The sequence below is a fragment of the Pseudomonas sp. GM18 genome (genome assembly GCF_000282195.1).
Lineage (GTDB): Bacteria > Pseudomonadota > Gammaproteobacteria > Pseudomonadales > Pseudomonadaceae > Aquipseudomonas.
Map to the genome: position 1 here is coordinate 100,466 of NZ_AKJT01000075.1, position 22,776 is coordinate 123,241.

General features: G+C 60.3%; 21 protein-coding genes. 11 read left to right on the forward strand and 10 right to left on the reverse strand.

The features are described 5' to 3' along the window. Positions 1 to 10: 10 nt before the first annotated feature. The 3 genes from PMI21_RS08825 to PMI21_RS08815 all read right to left on the reverse strand — a co-directional run bounded on the left by PMI21_RS08825 (position 11) and on the right by PMI21_RS08815 (position 2,183). On the reverse strand, positions 11 to 430 hold the full coding sequence (locus tag PMI21_RS08825) for an organic hydroperoxide resistance protein (protein ID WP_007940002.1): 420 nt from the start codon (positions 428 to 430) through the stop codon (positions 11 to 13). Between the two features lie 265 nt (positions 431 to 695). Beyond that, a complete protein-coding gene (locus PMI21_RS08820; protein WP_007940003.1) occupies positions 696 to 1,157 on the reverse strand; it encodes a MarR family winged helix-turn-helix transcriptional regulator in 462 nt (153 codons plus the stop codon). 69 nt (positions 1,158 to 1,226) lie between these two features. Beyond that, the gene (locus tag PMI21_RS08815; protein ID WP_007940004.1) at positions 1,227 to 2,183 is read right to left on the reverse strand and encodes a LysR family transcriptional regulator; all 957 of its coding nucleotides are present in this window, start codon (positions 2,181 to 2,183) and stop codon (positions 1,227 to 1,229) included. 124 nt (positions 2,184 to 2,307) lie between these two features. Here PMI21_RS08815 and PMI21_RS08810 point away from each other — a divergent pair, with 124 nt between their 5' ends. Further along, a complete protein-coding gene (locus PMI21_RS08810) occupies positions 2,308 to 3,042 on the forward strand; it encodes a sulfite exporter TauE/SafE family protein (protein WP_007940005.1) in 735 nt (244 codons plus the stop codon). On the opposite strand, the gene PMI21_RS08805 is transcribed toward PMI21_RS08810, so the two are convergent. Further along, entirely contained in the window at positions 3,032 to 3,886 is an 855-nt protein-coding gene (locus PMI21_RS08805) for a LysR substrate-binding domain-containing protein (protein ID WP_007940006.1), read from the reverse strand. The genes PMI21_RS08810 and PMI21_RS08805 overlap by 11 nt on opposite strands. 96 nt (positions 3,887 to 3,982) lie before the next feature. Here PMI21_RS08805 and PMI21_RS08800 point away from each other — a divergent pair, with 96 nt between their 5' ends. Together PMI21_RS08800 and PMI21_RS08795 are read left to right on the forward strand one after the other, a co-directional pair. Next, positions 3,983 to 4,198, forward strand: coding sequence for a DUF1127 domain-containing protein (locus tag PMI21_RS08800; protein WP_007940008.1), 216 nt, complete (start codon positions 3,983 to 3,985; stop codon positions 4,196 to 4,198). A 64-nt stretch (positions 4,199 to 4,262) separates the two neighbouring features. After that, entirely contained in the window at positions 4,263 to 5,492 is a 1,230-nt protein-coding gene (locus PMI21_RS08795) for a winged helix-turn-helix domain-containing protein (protein WP_007940009.1), read from the forward strand. Positions 5,493 to 5,594: 102 nt separating this feature from the next. On the opposite strand, the gene PMI21_RS08790 is transcribed toward PMI21_RS08795, so the two are convergent. Next, positions 5,595 to 6,941, reverse strand: coding sequence for a class II 3-deoxy-7-phosphoheptulonate synthase (locus PMI21_RS08790; protein ID WP_007899909.1), 1,347 nt, complete (start codon positions 6,939 to 6,941; stop codon positions 5,595 to 5,597). A gap of 148 nt (positions 6,942 to 7,089) precedes the next feature. Between PMI21_RS08790 and PMI21_RS08785 the strand changes: the two genes are divergently transcribed. Further along, the gene (locus PMI21_RS08785) at positions 7,090 to 7,845 is read left to right on the forward strand and encodes a spermidine synthase (protein WP_007940010.1); all 756 of its coding nucleotides are present in this window, start codon (positions 7,090 to 7,092) and stop codon (positions 7,843 to 7,845) included. A 537-nt stretch (positions 7,846 to 8,382) separates the two neighbouring features. Beyond that, positions 8,383 to 10,056 (forward strand): DEAD/DEAH box helicase, encoded by a 1,674-nt coding sequence (locus PMI21_RS08780; protein WP_007940012.1) that lies wholly within the window; start codon positions 8,383 to 8,385, stop codon positions 10,054 to 10,056. Positions 10,057 to 10,226: 170 nt separating this feature from the next. Here PMI21_RS08780 and PMI21_RS08775 read toward each other — a convergent pair whose 3' ends face one another. Next, on the reverse strand, positions 10,227 to 10,994 hold the full coding sequence (locus tag PMI21_RS08775) for a DODA-type extradiol aromatic ring-opening family dioxygenase (protein ID WP_007940013.1): 768 nt from the start codon (positions 10,992 to 10,994) through the stop codon (positions 10,227 to 10,229). Between the two features lie 103 nt (positions 10,995 to 11,097). Between PMI21_RS08775 and PMI21_RS08770 the strand changes: the two genes are divergently transcribed. Then, positions 11,098 to 11,754: a thiopurine S-methyltransferase gene (locus PMI21_RS08770; protein WP_007940014.1), complete on the forward strand. Its 657-nt coding sequence runs from the start codon at positions 11,098 to 11,100 to the stop codon at positions 11,752 to 11,754. Between the two features lie 111 nt (positions 11,755 to 11,865). Here PMI21_RS08770 and htpX read toward each other — a convergent pair whose 3' ends face one another. Together htpX and PMI21_RS08760 are read right to left on the reverse strand one after the other, a co-directional pair. Next, positions 11,866 to 12,753 carry a protease HtpX gene (gene htpX / locus PMI21_RS08765; RefSeq protein ID WP_007940016.1) on the reverse strand — a complete coding sequence of 296 codons (888 nt, stop codon included), beginning with the start codon at positions 12,751 to 12,753 and terminating at the stop codon, positions 11,866 to 11,868. A 317-nt stretch (positions 12,754 to 13,070) separates the two neighbouring features. After that, complete coding sequence (locus PMI21_RS08760; protein WP_007940017.1) at positions 13,071 to 14,282, reverse strand: pyridoxal phosphate-dependent aminotransferase; 1,212 nt, start codon at positions 14,280 to 14,282, stop codon at positions 13,071 to 13,073. A gap of 226 nt (positions 14,283 to 14,508) precedes the next feature. Between PMI21_RS08760 and msrB the strand changes: the two genes are divergently transcribed. From msrB to PMI21_RS08745, 3 genes are all read left to right on the forward strand, one after another. Next, entirely contained in the window at positions 14,509 to 14,904 is a 396-nt protein-coding gene (gene msrB / locus PMI21_RS08755; RefSeq protein WP_007940018.1) for a peptide-methionine (R)-S-oxide reductase MsrB, read from the forward strand. 141 nt (positions 14,905 to 15,045) lie between these two features. Beyond that, entirely contained in the window at positions 15,046 to 15,531 is a 486-nt protein-coding gene (locus PMI21_RS08750) for a glutathione peroxidase (protein WP_007940019.1), read from the forward strand. After that, the gene (locus PMI21_RS08745; RefSeq protein WP_007940020.1) at positions 15,528 to 15,989 is read left to right on the forward strand and encodes a MarR family winged helix-turn-helix transcriptional regulator; all 462 of its coding nucleotides are present in this window, start codon (positions 15,528 to 15,530) and stop codon (positions 15,987 to 15,989) included. The genes PMI21_RS08750 and PMI21_RS08745 overlap by 4 nt, the downstream gene beginning before the upstream one ends. On the opposite strand, the gene PMI21_RS08740 is transcribed toward PMI21_RS08745, so the two are convergent. After that, on the reverse strand, positions 15,973 to 18,294 hold the full coding sequence (locus tag PMI21_RS08740; RefSeq protein WP_007940021.1) for a hybrid sensor histidine kinase/response regulator: 2,322 nt from the start codon (positions 18,292 to 18,294) through the stop codon (positions 15,973 to 15,975). The two genes, PMI21_RS08745 and PMI21_RS08740, sit on opposite strands and share 17 nt — an antisense overlap. 166 nt (positions 18,295 to 18,460) lie before the next feature. On the opposite strand from PMI21_RS08740, the gene PMI21_RS08735 reads away from it, so the two are divergent. Next, the gene (locus tag PMI21_RS08735) at positions 18,461 to 19,351 is read left to right on the forward strand and encodes an ATP-binding protein (protein WP_007940022.1); all 891 of its coding nucleotides are present in this window, start codon (positions 18,461 to 18,463) and stop codon (positions 19,349 to 19,351) included. Beyond that, complete coding sequence (locus PMI21_RS08730) at positions 19,348 to 19,830, forward strand: GAF domain-containing protein (RefSeq protein ID WP_007940023.1); 483 nt, start codon at positions 19,348 to 19,350, stop codon at positions 19,828 to 19,830. The genes PMI21_RS08735 and PMI21_RS08730 overlap by 4 nt, the downstream gene beginning before the upstream one ends. On the opposite strand, the gene PMI21_RS08725 is transcribed toward PMI21_RS08730, so the two are convergent. Continuing rightward, complete coding sequence (locus PMI21_RS08725) at positions 19,831 to 22,776, reverse strand: HD domain-containing phosphohydrolase (RefSeq protein WP_007940024.1); 2,946 nt, start codon at positions 22,774 to 22,776, stop codon at positions 19,831 to 19,833.

Here is a 22,776-nt window from a genome sequence, read left to right on the forward strand (position 1 = left end):
GAATCAGTGGTTAGACGGTAACGTGCAGGCGTACATCGACGTTGCCACGGGTGGCGTTGGAGTACGGGCAGACTTGGTGGGCAGCGTCGACCAGGCTTTGCGCATCGGCTTGTTCAAGGCCCGGCAGGCTGATGTGCAGGTCGATGTCCAGACCGAAACCGCCAGGGATCTGGCCGATGCCGACATGGGCGGTGATCGAGGCGTCATCCGGGATTTTGCGTTTGGTCTGGCTGGCGACGAATTTCAGCGCGCCGATGAAGCAGGCGGAATAGCCGGCAGCGAACAGTTGTTCAGGGTTGGTTGCCGCACCGCCGGCACCGCCGAGTTCTTTTGGGGTGGCGAGTTTGACGTCGAGGACGTTGTCGCTGGAGATCGCACGACCGTCACGGCCGCCAGTGGAGGTTGCGATTGCGGTGTAGAGAGTTTGCATGGTGTGAGCCTCGTTCGGGGTTTGATTATTTGCGCTAAATGTTTGCGCGCTAAGTAAGTGCGAAGTGAATGTAGCTCGCAAATATTTAGCGCGCAAGATAATTTTTTGAAAAAAACTGACCCAGATCATCGCCTGGAGATTCGACCAGGCGGGAGATGCTTGAGATAGAGGCCTTCGTGCGGGATTTATGCGAAGTGAATTTTTTTACGACGGGGAGGACGCCTTCGCGGGCAAGTCGGAGCGCCGCGAAGAACGATAACGCGGTCTAAAGGCTGTCTTGCAGGTGGCTGCGCAGCTCCTGGAGATCCGCTTGCAGCTTCTTCAACTGTTCCAGCGTCTGTCCGCTGGCGCCGAGGATGCACTGCGGAATATCGCGCGCCTTGTCTCGCAGCGCATGGCCTTGCTCGGTGAGTTCGACAATCACCACCCGTTCGTCTTCGCGGCTGCGGGTACGGCTCAGCAGGCCTTCGGCTTCCAGGCGCTTGAGCAGCGGGGTGAGGGAGCCAGGATCGGTCAGCAGTCGGGTGCTGATTTCGCCGACCGTCAACCCGTCCTTTTCCCACAACACCATCATCGCCAGGTACTGCGGATACGTCAGGCCCAGCGCTTGCAGCAGCGGTTTGTAGACCTTGGTCATCAGCAGCGAGGTGGAATGCAGGGCGAAGCAGACCTGATTGTCCAGCAGCAGGTTGTCGCAGTTGTCCGGGGTGTTGCGCTCGGTGTTCATTTCAACGCCTTGATCAGTGATCGTCATGAATCTAGCGGGCGAATCTTTAATGCGCCAGATAATTATGGACTAGTGGCGGTCCAGATTGGTTTGCAGCGCCAGATCCCACGGCGGGATGGGGCTGAAACGGGTCTTCAGGTATTCCAGCAACAAGCGGCTGCGTGAACTGGGTTGTTGCTCCAGGCGTAACGCATAAATGCCGGTGCTTTCCGGTTTTGGCAGACCTTTTTCGCAGAACAGCGGCAGCAGTTCGCCGCGCAATAAATATTCGCTGGCCAGCCATGTCGGCAGATGCGCGACGCCCAACCCGGCCAGTGCGCCGCAGACCAGCGCCTCGGCATTGTTGGCGCTCATGCGGATTCGCGCAGGCCGGTGCAAATGCATCTGCCCATCACGCTCGAAGCGCCAGGCGAACGGCGGAGCCAGGCCGTCCCAATCCAGACCGTCGTGGTCGACCAATTGCGCCGGCTCGGTTGGCACGCCACGGCGTTGCAGGTAATCGGGGCTGGCGCAAGCGATGCGCACCATGCTCGCCAACGGCGTGGCCACCAGTCGGGTATCGGCCATTTGCCCGGCACGCAGCACCAGATCGACCTTGCCCAGGTTCGAGCCCTGCATGTCGACAAAGCTGTCGATCAGGTGCAATTGCACGTCGAGGCCGGGGTAAAGCGTCAGGAAGTCGGCAATCACCGGCGCCAGATGGCGTCGTCCGAACGCTGCCGGCGCATCGACCCGAATCAAGCCTTCCGGCGCATTGCTCAGGGACACCGCTTCCGCCCGGGCCAGCCGCAGTTCCGCGACGATCCGCCGCGCGCGCTCGGCAAAGGCCAAGCCTGCCGGAGTAGCCCGCACCGCGTGGGTGCTGCGAATGAACAGCTGACTGCCGACGGCGCTTTCCAGGCTGTCGATGCGTCGCGCTACGGCCGATGGTGTCAGGGGATGGCGGCGGGATGCGGCGGAAAAACTGCCGGTTTCCAGCACATCCAGAAACAGCCCGAGTTGTTCGGTCAATTGATTGGGGTTCATGGCTTCGTCAACGCTTGTGCGAATTTGGCACAGCCATTGTGCGTTGCTGTGCGTTTCCCTGCCAGAGCCGACTGCGTAGGATGAACGGCCTGACAAGAGGAAGCCGCCTGTGATTGAGTTCGTGATGTACCTGGTTTTTGGCGCCGCCCTGGGCACCCTCGGCGGGCTCTTCGGCATTGGTGGCGGGTTAGTGGCGATTCCGCTGTTGGGCGTGTGGTGCGGTCTCGATCAGCAAGTCGCCCAAGGCACGGCGCTGGTGATGGTGGTGCCGAACGTGATGCTGGCGCTGTGGCGCTATCACCAGCGCAATCGCATCGAATTGCGTCATGCGCTGCCATTGGCTTCGATGGGGTTCTGCTTCGCCTGGATCGGTTCGATCTGGGCGGTGGGCATCGATGCGCAAACCATGCGCCTGGGTTTCGTCGCGTTTCTGGTCGCGCTGTCTGCCTACAATCTGATGCGAATGTTCACCGCCACCGCGCCGGCGTCTTCGCAGATGCACTATTCATGGCCGTGGCTGGGCGTGCTCGGCGCGGCTTCCGGGACCATGGGCGGGTTGTTTGGCGTGGGCGGGGCGGTGGTGGCAACGCCAGTGTTGACCAGTCTGTTTGGCACCAGTCAAGTGGTTGCCCAGGGCTTGTCGCTGGCGCTGGCATTGCCGAGCACGGGCGTCACGTTGGCGACTTATGCGGTGCACCATCAGGTGCACTGGGCGATCGGTATACCGTTGGCGGTCGGTGGATTGATGAGCATCAGTTGGGGCGTGAGAATCGCCCACGCACTGCCGGAGCGGCTGTTACGCGGGCTGTTCTGTGGGTTTCTGGTGTGCTGCGCGGTGATGCTCGCCTTTAAAGTTTGAAGCCTTCGACGATGTGCTCGGCCAGGCATTCGGTGATCGGCGAAGGGTTGTTCAGGTTGCGGATCAGCATGATGCTGGCTTCCGGCAGCAGGGGCAGGTCCTGGTCGGCGCCGAGGATGCGCATGTCTGGCGTGATCAGGCTTTCCAGTTGCGCGGTGATCGCAAGCCCCGCGCTGACCACCGCCATCAATGCCGACAGGCTGGAGCTGTTGTAGGCAATGCGGTAATCGCGGCCCATGGCGTCCAGCGCATTACACGCCCAAACACGGCAGAAACAATCACTGTTGAACATCGCCAGCGGCAGCGGCGTCTGCTCGTGGGCGTTGAAGCATTGGGCTTCGGCCCAGACAAAACGCTCCTTGCGCAACAACTGGCCGATCTCGTTACCCGGCTCGCGGGTGACGATGGACAGGTCCAGGTCCTGGCGCTGCAACAGTTGCCGGGTCGATTCGCAATGAACCTCGATCTGGATCAGCGGGTAGAACTGCGCGAAGCGCGACAGGATGCCCGGCAGAAAGCGCATCACGTAATCGTCGGGCGTGCCGATGCGCACTGTGCCGACCATGTGCGGCTCGCGCAGGGTATTGAAGACTTCGCTGTGGAGTTTGAGGATGCGCCGCGCATAGCCCAGCAACACCTGGCCTTCGGCGGTCAGCTTGACCTGGCGCCCGTCGCGTTCGAACAGCTGGCGCTGCAACACGTCCTCTTCCAGACGTTTCATCTGCATGCTCACCGCCGACTGGGTGCGGTTGACCATTTCCCCGGCGCGGGTAAAGCCGCCCTGATCGGCGATCGCGACGAAGGTGCGCAGTACATCGGTGTCGATACTGGGGTAGGCGGACATTCATCAATCTCCGAGATGTATGCCATCAGAAACATTCGTTGGATTGATCTTAGCGCTGCAGCGAGACTGGATCCATCCCTAAAGGAGGGCTACACGATGAAAGGTCACAACGAGCATGTAACGGAAGAAAAATTCTCAATCCACGCGGTATCCGATCTGCTGCACAAGTTTAGTCGCTGGTACGAACTTCACCGTGAACGTGAATTACTGGCGAGCTTGAGCGACGAAGCACTGAAGGACATCGGCGTGAGCCGCGCAGATGTGGAACATGAGGCGGTAAGACCGTTCTGGGATGATCCGATGCACAAATGATGATGCCATCGCTACACAAACCGCTTTCGGGTGAGGTAGGTTGCGAGCAGACAAGGAGATGCTCATGCCCGCCACACTGTCCTTTTCCCTCAAACAGGCTCGGCGTCTGGCGCTGGCCGCCCAAGGGTTCAATGGGCGCCAGCCGCCGGCGGCGATCAAACCGGTTCAGCTCAACCGGCTGATCGAACGGCTCGGCATTCTGCAGATCGATTCGGTCAATGCGTTGGTGCGTTCGCACTACCTTCCCTTGTTTTCCCGTCTTGGCAATTACTCAACCGACTTGCTCGATCAGGCTGCCTGGAGTCAGGGCCGTCGGCGCACGTTATTCGAGTATTGGGGCCACGAAGCGTCGCTGTTGCCCTTGTCGATGTACCCCTTGATGCGCTGGCGCATGCAGCGCGCAGCCCGCGGCGAAGACATCTACCAGCAACTGGCGCGTTTCGGTCGTGAGCAGCAGGACACGATTCGCCGCGTTTTAGCGTCGGTCGAGGAACTCGGTGCGTTGGGGGCGGGCAGTCTGTCGACCCGTCAGGAAAGGGCAGGGCCGTGGTGGGACTGGAGCGCCGAAAAGCATGCGCTGGAATGGTTGTTCGCCGCCGGTGAAGTGACCGTGGCCAGCCGGCGCGGGTTCGAACGGCTTTATGATTTGCCGGAGCGGGTGATTCCTTCGGCGATTCTTCAGCAGCCCTTGCTCAGTGAAGCCGAAGCCCAGCGCGGCCTGTTGCTGCATGCCGCCACGGCGTTTGGCGTTGGTACGGAAAAGGACCTGCGCGATTATTTTCGCTTGAACCCGGCAGACAGCCGACCGCGTCTGGCGGAACTGGTCGAGGGCGGAGAGCTGCTGGTCTGTGAGGTTGAAGGCTGGCGGCAACCGGCTTATTGCCTGGCTGAGCCGAAAGTGCCGCGCAAGGTCGAGGCCAGTGCGCTGCTTTCACCGTTCGATTCGCTGATTTGGGAGCGCAGCCGTACCGAGCGATTGTTCGATTTCCGTTATCGGCTGGAGATTTATACGCCGCAGCACAAGCGGGTCTACGGCTATTACGTCTTGCCGTTTTTGCACAATGAGCGGATCGCTGCGCGGGTCGACTTGCGAGCCGAACGAGCGTCGGGCCGGTTGGCGGTGCATGCCGTGCATGAGGAAGAGCCAGGGCTGGATGATGAAGGGATGCGGGCTTTGGCGGTCAATCTGCGGCGGATGGCCGATTGGTTGGGGCTTGAGCGGGTTCAGCTGAATTGCCCGAGGGCGAGTGCGGCGCGGTTGCGGGGGGCGTTGGCTCACAGTGGCGGTGATTGAACTGACGCCTTCGCGGGCAAGTCGGATCGCCGCACCGCTCGCTCCTACAGTAGGAGCGAGCGGTGCGGCGATCCGACTTGCCCGCGAAGGGTTCAATGCGGTTTAGCGGCGGACTTGCTTCAGGGTCTCGGCAATCAAAAACGCCAGTTCCAGCGACTGATCGGCATTCATCCGCGGGTCGCAATGGGTGTGATAACGATCCGACAGCCCATCTTCGGTAATCGGCCGCGCGCCGCCGATGCATTCGGTGACGTTCTGCCCGGTCATTTCGATGTGGATGCCGCCGGCATAACTGCCTTCCGCTTCGTGAACCTGGAAGAACTGCTTCACCTCGCCAAGAATCTGCGCGAAGTCGCGGGTCTTGTAGCCGCTGCTGGCCTTGATGGTGTTGCCGTGCATCGGGTCGGAGCTCCAAAGCACTTGCTTGCCTTCGCGCTGCACCGCGCGAATCAGCTGCGGCAGGTGATCGCCGACCTTGTTCGCGCCCATCCGCGCAATCAGGTTCAGGCGACCCGGATCGTTGTCCGGGTTGAGCACATCGATCAGGCGAATCAGGTCTTCAGGGTTCATGCTCGGGCCGACCTTGACCCCGATCGGGTTATGCACCCCGCGCAGGAATTCGACGTGAGCACCGTCCAGCTGACGGGTACGGTCGCCGATCCACAGCATGTGGGCCGAGCAGTCGTAGTAGTCGTTGGTCAGGCTGTCGCGACGCACGAAGGCTTCTTCGTAGTTCAGCAGCAGCGCTTCGTGGGCGGTGAAGAAGCTGGTTTCGCGCAGTTGCGGCGAGCTGTCCATGCCGCAGGCGCGCATGAAGGCCAGGGTTTCATCGATGCGATCGGCCAGGTGGCTGTATTTCTCGGCCAGTGCCGAGTTGGCGATGAAGTCCAGGTTCCATTTGTGCACCTGATGCAGGTCGGCAAAGCCGCCCTGGGCAAAGGCGCGCAGCAGGTTCAGGGTCGCGGTGGACTGGTGGTAGGACTGCAGAAGGCGATCGGGGTCCGGCACGCGGCTTTTTTCGTCGAAGCCAATGCCGTTGACGATGTCGCCACGGTAGGCCGGCAGCGTCACGCCGTTGATGGTTTCATCGTTGGCCGAACGGGGTTTGGCGAACTGACCGGCCATGCGTCCGACTTTGACCACCGGGCAACCGGCGGCGAAAGTCATGACGATCGCCATTTGCAGCAACACTTTAAAGGTGTCGCGAATTTTCGCGGCGGAGAATTCGGCGAAGCTTTCGGCGCAGTCGCCGCCCTGCAACAGAAACGCCCGGCCCTGGGTGACTTCGGCAAACTGACGGCGCAACTCCCGCGCCTCACCGGCAAACACCAGTGGCGGATAGCTCGCCAGGGTTTGCTCGACGTGCAGCAAATGTGCCGCGTCGGGGTATTGAGGTTGTTGCTGGATCGGCAGGGCGCGCCAGCTGTCAGGGCTCCAGGGTTGGCTCATCGCAGTCTCTAGTGTTTTACGCTCGGACGGTTATGTTATCAGCAATTAGTGCGTGACCTGTTCCCGTCGCTTCGCGGACAATTGCGCCTTTGCCGCTTTATGTTGCGGTTTATCGCGTTGCCGGGGCCGGTAACGATCGGGAGACGAAATGACTGAGGAGCGCGTCGAGCATCTGCTCGCCGAGGTACAGGATGAGTTCGGCGTGATTCGCGTGCTGGAAGTGGCCGATTACCGTTTCCTGGAGTTCGGTGACGCCATCGAACAGAGCTGCGTGTTCACCGCCGACCCGAGCTGGCTCGAGTACGATTACACCCGCGCGATGCTGATTGGTGCGCTGTGCCACGAGCAGCCGGAAAGCGCGCTGTTCCTCGGCCTTGGTGCCGGGACACTGACCCAGGCTTGCTTGAAGTTCCTGCCACTGGAAGATGTCGAAGCCATCGAGCTGCGCCCCGACGTACCGCGCCTGGCCATTGAATACCTGGGGCTGGATGACGATCCGCGGCTGTACATCCGTGTCGGCGATGCGCTGGAGTTGCTCGATACGGCTGAACCGGCCGATCTGATTTTCGTCGACCTGTATACCGATGTCGGGCCGGGTGTCGGGCATCTGGCCTGGAGCTTTCTGGAAAACTGTCAGAAACGCTTGAATCCGGGTGGCTGGCTGGTGATCAACCAGTGGGCCACCGATGACGGCAAACCGTTGGGCGCAGCGTTGTTGCGCGGTCTCTATCACCGGCATTACTGGGAACTGCCGGTGAAGGAGGGTAACGTGATTCTGATCGTGCCATCGGAGCTGGATCAGGAGCTGGACATGGAGGGGCTGATCGCCCGCGCGGAAGGCCTGGCGCCGCGATTGGGGTATTCGTTGCAGTCGTTGATCAAGGATATTCGGCCGGCGACTTGAAGGCTTGACCCATTTTGTGAATGGAATCCATGGGTGATCATTGCATCAACTGGCTTCAGCAGCCTTTGCCCCCCCCCCGGCCGCTTCTCGATCATCGACCGCACACCCTCCTTTCCTCGGGTGGGAAGGGGCGGGAGGGGGGATATGAGACCAAAGGTCTGCGTCGCAAGGGTGAACCGTTTTAGCGCCATCGCCAGCAGGGCCGGGCCTTTGCAAAATAGACGGCCGCACGATTATCCGCAAAGCCTGTGACACAACGGTGTACGCGGGTTTTTTCCGATAAAAAAAGCTCCCTTTTTGGGCAAATTCCGGTATAGTGCGCGCCGGCCTTTAACCGGGCCGCGTTTAGGTAGCGCAATTCCCCGAAGCCAGCTTCGGCTGCACGTCCGCCCCGCGGACTCTTCCTTGACGATTCTTTTCATTCATTCGTTTTCGCAAATCCCCGCCGACAAAGCTGCCAGGGCGACTCTTGAGTCTCAACACGGCATGCGCAGCTTTGGAGCATGGGTCTTTGCGGATGCACTTAGAGGCAGACCCATGACCCAGGAAATCGGCGGCTTCGCCGCTCTTGAACTTCACCCTAATATTGTCGCTGCAGTAGTCGCTACCGGCTATGAAGAGCCTTCGGCCATTCAGCAGCAGTCGATCCCGATCATTCTCGCCGGTCACGATATGATTGGCCAGGCGCAAACCGGTACCGGTAAAACCGCTGCCTTTGCCCTGCCGATCCTGCACCGCATTGATCCGTCCAAGCGCGAGCCGCAAGCTCTGATCCTGGCCCCAACTCGTGAGTTGGCGCTACAAGTTGCAACCGCTTTCGAAACCTACGCCAAGCAAATGCCGGGCGTAACTGTTGTGGCTGTCTACGGCGGCGCGCCGATGGGCCCACAATTGAAAGCAATCCGTAATGGCGCACAGATTGTTGTCGCCACTCCGGGTCGTCTGTGCGACCACCTGCGTCGCGACGAAAAAGTCCTGACTACCGTGAACCACCTGGTTCTCGACGAAGCGGACGAAATGCTCAAACTGGGCTTCATGGACGACCTGGAAGTTATCTTCAAGGCCATGCCGGAAACCCGTCAGACCGTATTGTTCTCGGCTACCCTGCCGCAATCGATCCGTGCCATCGCCGAACGCCACCTGCGCGATCCGAAGCACGTGAAGATCCAGAGCAAGACTCAGACCGTTACCGCGATCGAACAGGCTCACCTGTTGGTTCACGCTGACCAGAAGACTTCTGCCGTTCTCAGCTTGCTGGAAGTGGAAGATTTCGACGCCCTGATCATGTTCGTGCGCACCAAGCAAGCGACCCTGGACCTGGCCAGTGCCCTGGAAGCCAAAGGCTACAAAGCCGCTGCGCTGAACGGTGACATTGCCCAGAACCAGCGTGAGCGCGTCATCGAATCCCTCAAGGATGGCCGTCTGGACATCGTTGTGGCGACCGACGTTGCCGCTCGTGGCCTGGACGTTCCGCGTATCACTCACGTGTTCAACGTTGATATGCCGTACGACCCGGAATCCTACGTTCACCGTATCGGCCGTACCGGCCGTGCCGGTCGCGAAGGTCGCGCATTGCTGCTGGTCACTCCTCGTGAGCGCCGCATGCTGCAAGTGATCGAGCGTGTTACCGGTCAGAAAGTTGCCGAAGTTCGCCTGCCGGACGCTCAGGCTGTTCTCGATGCCCGCATCAAGAAACTGACCAACAGCCTGTCGCCGCTGGTAGGCGATGCCGAATCGACTCACGGTGATCTGCTGGATCGTCTGACTGCCGACATCGGTTGCAGCCCGCGTGCCCTGGCCGCAGCCCTGCTGCGCAAGGCTACCAACGGTCAAGCGCTGACCCTGGCCGCAATCGAGAAAGAGCGTCCACTGGTGCCGAACAATGCACCGCGTGGCGATCGTCCAGAGCGTTCCGGTGATCGTCCGGACCGTGGTGACCGCGAGCGTCGTGCTCCGATCCCGTTGGCTGAAGGTCGTGCTCGTTGCCGTACCGCGCTGGGTGCGCGTGATGGTATCGCTGCCAAGAACCTGCTGGGCGCCATCCTCAACGAAGGTGGTCTGGCGCGTGAAGCCATCGGTCGCATCCAGGTGCGTGACAGCTTCAGCCTCGTCGAGCTGCCGGAAGATGGTCTGGAGCGTCTGCTGACCAAGCTGAAGGACACTCGCGTTGCCGGTAAGCAGTTGAAGCTGCGTCGCTACCGCGAAGATTGATCCGCTCTCGGGCTGATTGATCGCACATAAAAAATCCCCGACTGGTTCGGGGATTTTTTTTGCCTGATCGTTCCCACGCTCTGCGTGGGAATGAATCAATAGACGCTCTGCGTCCGCTTCTGGGACGCGGAGCGTCCCGGGTTGCATTCCCACGCAGAGCGTGGGAACGATCAGTCGAAGCGATAAATATCCATACCCAGCGCCCCCATGGTGAACCCCTGGTGCACAACGCTGAACTCACCCCCGGCCGAGCGGGCGAAGTACAGCGGCAACAGATGTTCGTCACTCGGATGGTTGCGCACAGCGTTCGGCGCTTGCTGACGATAGTCGTGCAGCGCCGCTTCATCGTTCGTTTCGAGCTTCTCGATCATCCAGTCGCGGAACGCCTTGGCCCAGGGTTCGACGCTTTCCGGGCCGGCGTGCCAGTCCAGTTCGCGCAGGTTGTGGGTGATGCTGCCAGAGCCGATCAACAGCACGCCGTGCTCGCGCAGGCTGGCCAGGGCATGGCCGACGCGGGTTTGCAGCGCCGGGCCGCCACGGGTGGGCAGCGAGACCTGCACCACCGGGACGTCGGCCAGCGGGTACATCAACGACAAGGGCACCCAAACGCCGTGGTCGAACGGGCGCTTGGCGTCGATGCGCGCAGGCAAGCCATCGCCCTTCAGCAGCTCGACAACCTGCGCCGCCAGTTGCGGGTTGCCGGGTGCTGGGTACTGCACTTCGAACAAAGCCTGAGGAAAGCCGCCGAAGTCGTGCCAGGTTTCGGGTTGAGGGTTGCCGCTGACCAGCAGTTCGCTGCTTTCCCAGTGCGCAGAAACGATCACGATGGCCTTGGGCTTCGGCATTGTCGCGGCAAGATTCGCGAGGGCCGGCCCACTGGCGCCAGGTTCCAGGGCCAGCATGGGGGAGCCATGAGAGATATACAGGCTGGGGAACATAATTGAGCTCCTGGGAGTAAGATGGCAGCATCTTCAGTCAGATCATTGATCTAAATCTAATATAAGTTTTAGAGTCTTTTGATCGAATTTTTCGGGGTTAATTATGCAGCCGGAGTTTTGGCACAAACGATGGGCGTCGAATCAGATCGGCTTCCATCTGCCGGAAGTAAATCCCTATCTGCAACGGTTCTGGCCGCAACTGGGCCTTGATGAAGGTTCTCGCGTACTGGTGCCGTTGTGTGGCAAGAGCCTGGACCTGTTGTGGCTGGCGCACTGCGGTCATGAGGTGCTGGGTATCGAGCTGTCGGAAAAGGCCATCGAAGACTTTTTCAATGAGCATCAACTGGACCCGGCAATCAGCGAGCAGGGACCTTTCAACGTCTATCGGGCGGGGTCTATCGAGCTGTGGTGCGGTGATTTCTTCGAGTTGACGGCAGGCGATGTTGCCGATTGCGGCGCGCTGTACGACCGTGCGGCGCTGATCGCGTTGCCGCCAGCGATGCGTGAGCAATACGCGGCTCATCTGATTCGGATTCTGCCGAAAGACTCTTTAGGGCTTTTGATTACGCTGGATTACGACCAGTCGCAAATGGCCGGGCCGCCGTTTGCTGTGCTTGATGACGAAGTGCAACGGCTTCTGGGCGCTTCGTGGGGGCTGAAGATTTTGGAAGATCAGGACGTCCTGGGTGAGAGCTGGAAGTTTCTCGAGGCCGGTGTCACGCGGCTTGAGGAGCGTGTGTATCGGGTTTCCAGCCATTAAGGTGTGTTGAGCTTGCCCGCGAAGAGGGCCTGAAGAGCACCGCATTAATCAAATAGACAAAAAAAGGCCCGCATTTACTGCGGGCCTTTTCTTTTAGTGCTGCGGAACCTGTCAGCCCCGACGACGCAGTGCGTCGATGCGTTCTTCCAGTGGCGGGTGGCTCATGAACATGCGAGCGAACCCTTGTTTGAGACCACCGTTGATGCCGAAGGCATTCAGGGTGTCCGGCATGTGCACCGGCAGCCCTTGTTCTGCACGCAGGCGCTGCAGGGCGCCGATCATTGCGCTGGTACCCGCCAGGCTTGCGCCGGCCTCGTCGGCGCGGAATTCGCGCTTGCGCGAGAACCACATGACGATGGCGCTGGCCAGGATGCCCAGGACCAGTTCAGCGAAGATGGTCGCCACGTAGTAGGCGATGCCCTGGCCTTCTTCGTTCTTGAAGATCACCTTGTCGACAAAGTTGCCGATGATCCGGGCGAAGAACATCACGAAGGTGTTCACCACGCCCTGGATCAGCGCCAGGGTGACCATGTCGCCATTGGCCACGTGACCGATTTCGTGGGCCAGAACGGCTTTCACTTCATCGGGTGAAAAACGTTCGAGCAAGCCCTGGCTGACCGCGACCAGTGCGTCGTTCTTGTTCCAGCCGGTGGCGAAGGCGTTGGCTTCATAGGCCGGGAAAATCCCGACTTCGGGCATCTTGATCCCGGCTTCGCGGGACAGTTGCTCGACGGTTTGCAGCAGCCATTGCTCATGCCGGGTGCGCGGCTGGCTGATGATCTGGGTGCTGGTGCTCATTTTCGCCATCCACTTGGAGATGAATAGCGAGAACAGGGAACCGGCGAAACCAAAGACCGCACAGAAAATCAGCAGCTGATTGAGGTTGAGATCAACCCCGTTGGCCGCCATGAACCCGTTGAAGCCGAAAAGGCTCAGGGTGATGCTGGCAATCAGCACGACCGCCAGGTTAGTGGCCAAAAACAGCAAAATGCGCATCATGGTTGTAGAAATCTCCTCGTGCTAAAGATGTAGCGTACTGCGGGGTATATAAGGTGCTGCACCGGGCTATTCAACCGGGTGACTATTTCAAACTGTGTCCTACGGCAACAGTTTAGCTGCATGAAGGGCATTTCCGACGACGGCATGGGAAACGGTTGTCAGCCAATTAGCGTCGCAGGCCCCCGCCGTTGTTAGGCGTGGGCATGAAACGTGTCGTCAGTCAGCGCTTGAAACAACGATGCAGGGCAGGGCGCACAGATGTGTTGCTGAATTAATCACCGTGCGACTTTTATCCGCGTCGCACGGTGACAGGCCATTTACTGGCGATAGGACTTGAGGAAGTTGCCGATCCGGCCAATGGCCTGATCCAGGTCGTCGACCCGTGGCAGGGTGACCACGCGGAAATGGTCCGGCCATGGCCAGTTGAAGGCCGTGCCTTGTACCACCAGCAGCTTTTCCGAGAGCAGCAGGTCGAGTACGAATTTCTCGTCGTTGTGGATCGGGCAGACTTTCGGATCGATCCGCGGGAACGCATACAGCGCCCCCATTGGCTTGACGCAGCTCACGCCCGGAATGTCGTTGAGCAGTTCCCAGGTACGATTACGCTGTTCCAGCAGGCGCCCTTGGGGCAATACCAGGTCGTTGATGCTCTGATAGCCGCCGAGTGCGGTCTGGATCGCGTGCTGGCTCGGCACGTTGGCACACAGGCGCATGTTGGCCAGCATGTCGATGCCTTCGATGTAGCTCTGGGCGTGGTGTTTCGGGCCGGAAATGGCGATCCAGCCGGAGCGGAAGCCGGCCACGCGATAGGACTTGGACAGGCCGTTGAAGGTCAGGCAAAGCAGGTCCGGTGCCAGCGAGGCGGTGCAGATGTGCACGGCGTCGTCGTACAGGATCTTGTCGTAGATCTCGTCGGAGAACACCACCAGATTGTGCTGACGGGCCAGTTCCAGCATGCCCAGCAGGACTTCCTTCGAATACACAGCGCCAGTCGGGTTGTTCGGGTTGATGATGACCAGGGCCTTGGTGTTCGGGGTGATCTTGGCCTTGATGTCGGCCAGGTCCGGCCACCAGTTGGCCTGCTCGTCGCACAGGTAATGCACCGGGTTGCCGCCCGCCAGGCTTACTGCGGCGGTCCACAGCGGATAGTCGGGGGCTGGCACCAGCACTTCGTCGCCGTTGTTGAGCAGGGCCTGCATCGACATCACGATCAGCTCGGAAACGCCGTTGCCCAGGTAGATGTCTTCAATGCCGACGCCTTCCACCTGCTTTTGCTGGTAGTACTGCATCACGGCTTTACGGGCGCTGAACAGGCCTTTGGAGTCGCTGTAGCCCTGGGCGGTCGGCAGGTTGCGGATCACGTCCTGAAGGATTTCATCCGGCGCTTCGAAACCAAAGGGCGCCGGGTTGCCGATGTTCAGCTTGAGGATGCGATGGCCTTCCTCTTCCAGGCGTTTGGCGTGCTTGAGCACTGGGCCGCGAATGTCGTAGCAGACGTTGGCGAGCTTGTTCGATTTGCTGACCTGCATGGCGATGTGTTCCCGAAAATGAACGATCCAGGCGGCGTATGAACGACCGTGCTGGGAATCCTGCGTATTCACACAGGCCTGACGCCTTGAGTGGCGGCACTCATAAATCCGTTTGAATGCGCGTGGTCCGGCTGCCAGACTGGCGTTTGACGAGGCGCAATCATACGTGCCGCCCGATCCGTGGAAAAGGTACAGATCGGGCTTTTTCAGCTGCTGAGGTGTATCGATGGAAAAGTTGGAAAAAACCCTGGAAGAATGGCGGGCCATGCTTGATCCGGAGCAGTACAACGTTTGCCGCCTCAAGGGCACCGAGCGGCCGTTCTCCGGTAAATACAACGGCACCAAAACCGACGGTGTTTACCACTGCATCTGCTGCAACGCACCGCTGTTCGACTCCAAAACCAAGTTCGATTCCGGCTGCGGCTGGCCGAGCTTCTACGCGCCGATCGGCGACAGCGCGATGGTCGAGATCCGTGATATCAGCCACGGCATGATCCGCACCGAAGTGGTCTGCGCCAAGTGCGATGCACACCTTGGGCATGTGTTCCCGGACGGTCCGCCGCCAACCGGTTTGCGTTATTGCATCAACTCGGTGTGCCTGGACCTCGTTCCCCGCGAATAATCTGCTGATGTCGCGCGCGTAGGAGCTGCCGAAGGCTGCTCCTACAATGATGTTCGCGTGTGGGGCATCTATTGATTTATTAAATTGCACACAATTCAATTGCTCGCTATGTTTGATATTCCTTCATTCGGAGTTCGTGCCATGAGCGACAACCTGCTGAGCATCCCTTGCACCACCATCAAGGGGGAGCAAAAGACCCTGGCCGATTTCGCCGGTAAAGCGGTGCTGGTGGTCAACACCGCCAGCAAATGTGGTTTCACCCCGCAGTACAAAGGCCTCGAAGAGCTCTGGCAGAGCTACAAGGATCAAGGTTTGGTGGTGCTCGGGTTTCCCTGCAATCAATTCGGCCAGCAGGAGCCGGGCAACGAAGGGGCGATTTCCGAGTTCTGCGAGTTGAATTACGGGGTGAGTTTCCCGCTGTTCAAGAAGATCGAAGTCAACGGTGCCGGTGCTCACCCGCTATTCGTTCAGCTGAAAAAACGCGCGCCGGGTGTATTGGGTTCCCAGGGCATCAAGTGGAACTTCACCAAGTTCCTGATCGGCAAGGACGGTCAACTGATCAAGCGCTTTGCTCCGGCCACCAAGCCGCAAGCGCTGCGCCGCGAGATCGAAGCCCTGCTCAAATGAACACGTTGTCAGTCGATTCGCTGAAACTCGACAGTCAGCTCTGCTTCAAACTGTACGCCGCTTCCCGGGCGGTGATCCGTGCCTACAAGCCGATGCTCGATCAGCTGGGCCTGACCTACCCGCAATACCTGGCGATGCTGGTGCTGTGGGAATGGCAGGAGGCGGCACCGGAGCAGCCGACGGTCAAGGCGCTGGGTGAGCGCTTGGCGCTGGATTCCGGGACCCTGACGCCGCTGCTCAAGCGTCTTGAGCAACTGCAATTGGTGCAGCGCCAGCGTTCGGCGCGCGATGAGCGCGAGGTGCACTTGAGCCTGTCGTCCACCGGCAAGGCCTTGCGCGATCAGGTCGGGCCGCTCAAGGCCCGCCTGTTGTGCGATAGCGGGGTCGATCTGGATCGCCTGAATGAGCTGCGAGATGGTCTCGATCACCTGTTGGGGCAAATCAAATCGCTGTCGTAGTGGGTATCCACAAGTCGAGCAGGGCCGCCAGTTCTTCCCGGCGGAAGGGTTTGGCCAGGTAGTCGCTCATGCCCGCCGCACGGCAGCGTTCGCGTTCTTCGGACATGGCGTTGGCGGTCAGGGCGACGATGGGCAGTTGTGGCCAGCGCCCGCTGCGACGGATCTGCCGGCTGGCTTCGTAGCCGTCCATCACCGGCATGTTGCAGTCCATCAGCACCAGGTCGAATTCGCTGTGCTCGAGCTGATCCAGGGCTTCGGCGCCATGGGCCGCGACGCTCACCTCGCAGCCGAGTTTGCCGAGCATGCCCTTGGCCACCAACTGATTGACCGGGTTGTCCTCCACCAGCAGGATGCGCCCGCGTCGCAGGGGTGAGAGCACTTCGACCCGGGCACCGTTGATCGTGTTGAGTTCCGGCTGCAAGATCCGTCGCAATGTCTGGTAAAGCGCATTGCGCGCCAACGGTCGCGCCTGCTGCTGCAAAGGTGCCAGGGCGCTGGCTTGCTCGCTGGGCAGGAAACTGCCGTAAGCGGTCACCAGCAGAATCGGCGCGGTTAAAGTAGGGCGCAGGCCAAACAGGCATTCGGGGCAGTCGGTGATCAACACATCCGGATCCAGGCCGATCAATCGGTCATCGATGGAACGCTGTTGATAGCCGAGCCCCCATTCGGGCAATAGATTCTGTAGCAGTTCCGCCAGTCCGCTGCTGGCGGCCGTGATCGCGACGATGTTGCCTTGCAGAGCTGCTGGCGGGATGGCGCGAGTGTGGCAGGGCAGCGGCAGGTCGGCGCAGAACTGACTGCCGAAGCCAGCTTCGGAGCTGATTGTCAGGCGCCCCTGCATGGCTTCGCAGAGGTTATAAGTCAGCGCCAGGCCCAGCCCGGTACCGCCGAATTGCCGGGTAATGCCGGCACCGGCCTGGGTAAACGGCTGGAAGATTTTGACTTGCGCGTCCTGGGCGATGCCGATGCCGGTGTCGCAGACCTCGATTCGCACGCCGTCTTCGAACGTTGAAAGACGCACATCGACCCTCCCGAAGCGGGTGAACTTGAGGGCGTTGGACAACAGGTTGCTGACGATCTGCCGGACCCGGGTCGGATCGCCGAGCACCAGCGCGGGAAATTGCGGGTCGATCAGGCACGTCAGCTCGACGCTCGGCGCGGCGTTCTGGGACAGCAGGTTGGCGGTGTCTTCGATCAGCGAGCCGAGGTCGAATGGAATGTGTTCGAGTTCCAGCTGGCCGGCATCGAATTTCGACAGGTCGAGAATATCGTTGAGCAGTTCCACCAGCACTTTGCCCGAGTCATGGGCGATGGACAGCTGTTGCTGCTGCTCGGCATTGAGCGGGCCGTCCAGCGAGAGCGCGATCATCCCCAGCAGACCGTTGAGAGGCGTGCGGATTTCATGGCTCATGTTGGCCAGGAACACCGAGCGTGCCTCGGCCATGTCCAGGGCGGTGCGTCGGGCGACTTCCAGTTCCTCGTTGGACAGGCTGAGCCGCGAGTTGATGGCCTTGAGTTCCGCCGTACGGGCCGAGACGATATTTTCCAGTTGCGAGAGGTAGTCGGTCAGACGGTTTTCGGCATTGCGCCGCTGCTGGATCTCGGTGGCAATGTTATCGAACTGTTGATTGGCGACCTTGACCAAGACGCCGATTTCATCGTTTTCATGCCCCGCCGGATACTCCAGCCAGGTCGGCTCCGCGCTGCGCGGATCACGACCACTGAGTTCGCGGATGACCCGCACCAGCGGTTTGGTCAGCATCACGTAAAACAGCGCCAACAGAATGCCCGTGAGGATCAGGCTGCGCGCGAAGCCGTTGAGCAGGGTCACTTCGGCCCGGCGCAGGAAACGACTGCCGAAGGTGTAGGTATCGACATCCAGGTGCAAGGTTCCGAGGGACTCGTCCGGCAAGTGGTCGAGGTAAAGACGGTCTTCAAACTGTCGGTTGGCGCCGAACAGGAAGTCGCTGAGCATCCGGTAATTGTTTTCCAGGCCGGGGCGTTTGACGCTGGCCAGTACGGTATTGTTGTTGTCGGTCAATTTCGCGCCGATGATCGCCGGGGAGCGCAGCAGCCCCAGGATCAGTTCCTGGGCGAGTTCGGCGTCGATGTTGTAGGCGATGCGAGACGCGGGGTTATGGCTGATTTCCAGCAAAGACAGGATTTCGCGGTTGATGGAGGCGTCTTCGCTGGCATAATCGATGCCTATTTGCACAAGGCTGAGCAGCGTGCCCAGAATGAAGCCGACCAGCACCGTAAGCTTGGCTTGCTTGTACGACAGCCGCTGGCTGAACTTGATATCCATGGGATGTTGAACCACTTCCGTTTCCCTTCGCTGCTCAAGCATAGTCGATCATCAATGGATACCGATGTTCTCGCAAAACACCTGTACGGGTTGTTGGCCGGGCATCGGATGCTGTGTTTCGTCGCTGTACCGCCATCATCACTGTGAACGTGCCCGAGGAGAAGACGTGGATTCCCGATTGAATGCTTTTCTTGAACGCGCCGATGCCGTTCTGGCCCGTATCGAACCGCTGCTGCCGGCGCCTCGGCAAACGGTCGACTGGACACACTGCCTGGCCGCACGCTGGCAGCGCGAGGGTCGCAACGGTTTTCTGTTGCCGCTGCAAGTCAGCCTCGACATGCGCCTGTCCGACCTGATCGGCGTTGACCGGCAACTTGAGCAATTGGGCCGCAATACTCAACAGTTCCTCGACGGCATGCCCGCCAACCACGCCTTGCTCTGGGGCTCGCGGGGCACCGGTAAATCGTCGCTGGTGCGCGCCTTGCTGGCCGAACACGCCAGGAACGGCCTGCGGCTGATCGAGATCGAGCGCGATCACCTGGCGGACTTGCCGCGGGTGGTCGAGCAGATCGCCAAGTTGTCCCAACGGTTTGTGCTGTTCTGCGATGACCTGTCGTTCGAGTCGGGCGAGGGCGATTATCGCGTGCTCAAAAGCGTACTCGATGGTTCTCTCGAACAGGCGCCAGACAACGTTCTGCTGTACGCCACCTCCAACCGTCGCCATCTGGTGCCGGAGAAGGAAAGCGATAACGAAAACTGGAAACGGGTCGATGGCGAGCTCCATCCCAATGAGGCGGTGGAAGACAAGATCGCGCTGTCGGACCGTTTTGGCCTGTGGCTGTCGTTCTATCCGTTTACTCAGGAACATTTCCTCAACGTCGTCGAGCACTGGATCGGCCAATTGGCCGACAAGGCCGGTCTCAAGTGGCAGCGTGACGAAGAGTTGGACATCCTCGCGGTGCGCTGGGCCACGGGCCGGGGTAATCGCAACGGACGTTGCGCGTATCAATTTGCCCGCTATTGGGTCGGGCTGAAGCTGTTGGAGCAAAAGGCATGATCGATTTACAAAAGAGCGGCCAGGGCCTTGAGGGCTACGGCATGCTATGGGCACAGCTGGAATCGTTGCTGGCGGACGAGCGTGATTTTATCGCCAACGCCGCGCAATTTTCCGCGTTTCTGTTCAACCAGCTCGATGACCTGAACTGGGCCGGTTTCTACCTTAATCGCAACGAAGAACTGGTGCTTGGCCCGTTTCAGGGGCAGATCGCCTGCGTACGGATTCCATTCGGTCGCGGTGTGTGCGGGGCTGCCGCTGCCACCTTGCAGACCCAGCGGGTCGAAGACGTACACGCATTCCCCGGCCACATCGCTTGCGACAGCGCATCGAACAGTGAACTCGTCGTGCCGTTGGTCAAGGACGGTCGACTGATCGGCGTGCTGGACCTCGACAGCCCTAAGCTGGCGCGTTTTACCGCTGACGATCAGGCCGGTATCGAGCAACTGGCGGCGATTTTCCTGCGTTTGACCGACTGCTGATCAGGCTTTCAAGCCGGCCTTGATCAGCAGGCTTGTCGGGTCAACGGCATCGATCTGTTGTGGCTCCAGGAATTGACTGGCGTACTGCAAGTAGATTTCGTCGTTGATGAACAGCCCGAACAATTCAGCGTCGATGTGGGCGTCACGGCACATGGTGGCCATGATGCCCAGCGCTTCGCTCAACGACTTGGCTTTCTTGTAGGGGCGATCGGCGGCGGTCAGCGCTTCGAAAATGTCGGCAATCGCCATCATCCGCGCCGGCAGGCTCATGTCTTCGCGCTTCAACCGTTTGGGATAACCGGTGCCGTCCATTTTTTCGTGGTGGCCGCCGGCGATCTCCGTGACGTTATTGAGGTGGCCGGGGAAGGGCAGGTGACTGAGCATCAGGATCGTCTGCACCATGTGGTGATTGATGATGTAACGCTCCTCGCGGGTCAGGGTGCCTCGGGTGATGCTCAGGTTGTAGAGTTCGCCCCGGTTGTACTTGTAGCGCGGCACGTCGAGCTTGAATCCCCAGGGATTGTCGGCCGGGATCAGCTCGCTGTCGGCGCGTTCGAGCAGATGCTCGGGTTTATCCGCCAACAGCGGCTCGCTGACCGGCAGGGTCGGCGCCGGGGTCCGGGCCTGGCGCCGGTTCTCTTCCCACGAAACGCCCAGTCGATCATCCAGGGTTCGGGTCCAGGTGCGTTGGGCGATGGTGTTCAACCGTTGTAGATCGGCCTCGGCCATGGCCTCGCTGCCCAGGTTGCAGCGAGCCACAAACGCGAAATCATCGTCCAGCGCCGCCAGGCTCGCATCGCGCAATTGCGCCAGATGCGCCTCGTCGCCGCCCCCGGCGATGGCCTGCCAATAGTTGATCCAGGCATCACGCTTGAGGACTTCGAAACGGGTGCGGATTTCGTGGATGCGGTCGTACAAGGTCTCAAGTTTCGTGGCTTTGTCGACCACGTATTCAGGGGTGGTGACCTTGCCGCAATCATGCAGCCAGGCGGCGATGTGCAGCGCCTCCCATTCATCTTCGCTGGGCTGATAGCTGCTGAAGGCCGGGTCCTGACTGGCGGCGGCCGCCTGCGCCAACATCAGCGTCAGTGCCGGCACCCGCTGGCAGTGCCCACCGGTGTAGGGGCTCTTGGCATCGATTGCGCCGGCCAGCAATTGAATGAATGAGTCCAGCAGCTGCTTTTGCCTGGCTTGCAGGCGCTGACTTTCGATACTCACGGCGGCTGCGCCAGACACTGCCTGGAGAAACGCGATGCGATCCGGGCGCAGTTTTTCCAGGTCGTTTTGCGTGCCGGTGTCGGCCAGCAGCAGGACCAGCAGGCCCACGGTTTCGTTATGGCGATTGTGCAGCCGAATACCGATCAGATGAACCCGCGGACACTCCATCGCGAGCAAGACTTTCTGCAGATCCCCCGCCTGTTCGAAGCCCAGAGAGGTGACGACATTGTCGGCGGTCGACAGTGTTTGCATCCACTGAGGGCTCTGCGAATCCTGGGGTACATGCCCTTGAATGTCGAATGACGGCAAGGCCTGTGAACTGCCGTTGATGACCAGCGCATGAGGTTCCACGCGATTTTCATCACCTTCGCGAAGGTAGATCAGACCGGCCTGGGCCTGGCCGATCTGCACGGTTTCAAACAACACCCGTTGCAGCAAGGGGGCGAAACGGGTTTCGGCGCTCAGGCTGTCGGTGATCCGGAAAAAACTCGCCAGGGTGTCTTTCATCCGCGCCATCGACACGCTCAGTTGGTCGACTTCCAGCACCGGCGAGCGACGGCTGGCCGGAAAATTGAAATCGAAACTACGAATCGCATCGGCTTCCTGCACCAGGGCGCGCAAGGGTTTGACCAGGATTCTGGAGGTCAGCCAACCCATGGGCAGGCACAACAGCAGCGTTGCCAGGGTAATCAGCGCGCCTTGCCAGCGCATGCGGTAGGCATCGACGAGCAATTCGTCCTCTGGCACCAGCAGCGCCAGTTGCAGCCCCTGGGGCCCACCCTCTTGCATGCTGCTGCGCGCCACGATCCATTGACGACCCGCGGCGTTCAGGCGATTGATCTCAGGGGGACTGGTGAGCAGGGCCGCGAGGCTGGGGCTCAGGTCGGCGGCTTTGATCAGCCGGGCCGTCTGGTCATCGACGATCAGTTTGCTGCTGTCGGGGTAGGCGACGGCATTACCCTCGGCATCGAGCAGCACAATTTCAGTGCCGGGCGTCACCACATGTTTGGCCAGGGTCGCCGACAGTTCCGCCAGCGTAAGGTCGGCCCCCATCACCGCTTGCTCACCACTGCGCCGCGCCAGGGTCGTGCCGACATTGTGGGTGGAGAAAAACAGGTAGGGCTCGGTGGTGATCTGATCACGGTCGCTGCGGGCGCTGGAGAACCAGGTGCGGGTGCGTGGGTCGTAGATTTCGTCGGGGTTCTCCAGACGGCTGATGAGGGCCAGGTTCTGATCGAAAAACAAGGATTGGGAGCGGACCTGACCACTGCCTGGATGCTCGATACTCCATACCTGATACGCCGCGGTGTCCGGTGCCTTGAGCTGTGTTTTCAGGGCGACGCTGCGCAGGGGGCGAACCATGAAAAAGTCGCCATTGCCGTAGCCCAGGTACAGCGAGGCCAGGTCGGGGTTGTCCGTGAGCGATTGACTGAAGGGCTTGAGCAACGCCAGGCGTTGCTCAAGGTCGGGCGCCTGGGTTGCGGGATTGTCCGCCAGCAGACTCAGCAGATGACGAATCGGCTCATAGGTGCGATGCAGGTCCAGACGGACATCCTGCTCGATGCGGTTGAAGAGCTTTTCACTGCTGGAAAGAATGATCCGGGTGGTTTGCCGATAGTTGAAAATGCCCAGCACCATCCCGGTCAGCAACAGCAGGAACGTGAACATCACGCTGATATGGATGTGCAGGGGAAACCGGCGTTGGTCCGGGCGCAGTGGGCTGGGCAT

What these genes read in the sequence shown, in the direction of transcription:
- PMI21_RS08775 (WP_007940013.1), bottom strand. Translation starts at nt 10,994, where the DNA reads ATGTTCCCCAGCCTGTATATCTCTCATGGCTCCCCCATGCTGGCCCTG.
- PMI21_RS08750 (WP_007940019.1), top strand. Translation starts at nt 15,046, where the DNA reads ATGAGCGACAACCTGCTGAGCATCCCTTGCACCACCATCAAGGGGGAG.
- PMI21_RS08810 (WP_007940005.1), top strand. Translation starts at nt 2,308, where the DNA reads ATGTACCTGGTTTTTGGCGCCGCCCTGGGCACCCTCGGCGGGCTCTTC.
- PMI21_RS08770 (WP_007940014.1), top strand. Translation starts at nt 11,098, where the DNA reads ATGCAGCCGGAGTTTTGGCACAAACGATGGGCGTCGAATCAGATCGGC.
- PMI21_RS08805 (WP_007940006.1), bottom strand. Translation starts at nt 3,886, where the DNA reads ATGTCCGCCTACCCCAGTATCGACACCGATGTACTGCGCACCTTCGTC.
- PMI21_RS08825 (WP_007940002.1), bottom strand. Translation starts at nt 430, where the DNA reads ATGCAAACTCTCTACACCGCAATCGCAACCTCCACTGGCGGCCGTGAC.
- PMI21_RS08730 (WP_007940023.1), top strand. Translation starts at nt 19,348, where the DNA reads ATGATCGATTTACAAAAGAGCGGCCAGGGCCTTGAGGGCTACGGCATG.
- PMI21_RS08800 (WP_007940008.1), top strand. Translation starts at nt 3,983, where the DNA reads ATGAAAGGTCACAACGAGCATGTAACGGAAGAAAAATTCTCAATCCAC.
- msrB (WP_007940018.1), top strand. Translation starts at nt 14,509, where the DNA reads ATGGAAAAGTTGGAAAAAACCCTGGAAGAATGGCGGGCCATGCTTGAT.
- PMI21_RS08820 (WP_007940003.1), bottom strand. Translation starts at nt 1,157, where the DNA reads ATGAACACCGAGCGCAACACCCCGGACAACTGCGACAACCTGCTGCTG.
- PMI21_RS08795 (WP_007940009.1), top strand. Translation starts at nt 4,263, where the DNA reads ATGCCCGCCACACTGTCCTTTTCCCTCAAACAGGCTCGGCGTCTGGCG.
- htpX (WP_007940016.1), bottom strand. Translation starts at nt 12,753, where the DNA reads ATGATGCGCATTTTGCTGTTTTTGGCCACTAACCTGGCGGTCGTGCTG.
- PMI21_RS08815 (WP_007940004.1), bottom strand. Translation starts at nt 2,183, where the DNA reads ATGAACCCCAATCAATTGACCGAACAACTCGGGCTGTTTCTGGATGTG.
- PMI21_RS08740 (WP_007940021.1), bottom strand. Translation starts at nt 18,294, where the DNA reads ATGGATATCAAGTTCAGCCAGCGGCTGTCGTACAAGCAAGCCAAGCTT.
- PMI21_RS08790 (WP_007899909.1), bottom strand. Translation starts at nt 6,941, where the DNA reads ATGAGCCAACCCTGGAGCCCTGACAGCTGGCGCGCCCTGCCGATCCAG.
- PMI21_RS08785 (WP_007940010.1), top strand. Translation starts at nt 7,090, where the DNA reads ATGACTGAGGAGCGCGTCGAGCATCTGCTCGCCGAGGTACAGGATGAG.
- PMI21_RS08725 (WP_007940024.1), bottom strand. Translation starts at nt 22,776, where the DNA reads ATGCCCAGCCCACTGCGCCCGGACCAACGCCGGTTTCCCCTGCACATC.
- PMI21_RS08760 (WP_007940017.1), bottom strand. Translation starts at nt 14,282, where the DNA reads ATGCAGGTCAGCAAATCGAACAAGCTCGCCAACGTCTGCTACGACATT.
- PMI21_RS08745 (WP_007940020.1), top strand. Translation starts at nt 15,528, where the DNA reads ATGAACACGTTGTCAGTCGATTCGCTGAAACTCGACAGTCAGCTCTGC.
- PMI21_RS08780 (WP_007940012.1), top strand. Translation starts at nt 8,383, where the DNA reads ATGACCCAGGAAATCGGCGGCTTCGCCGCTCTTGAACTTCACCCTAAT.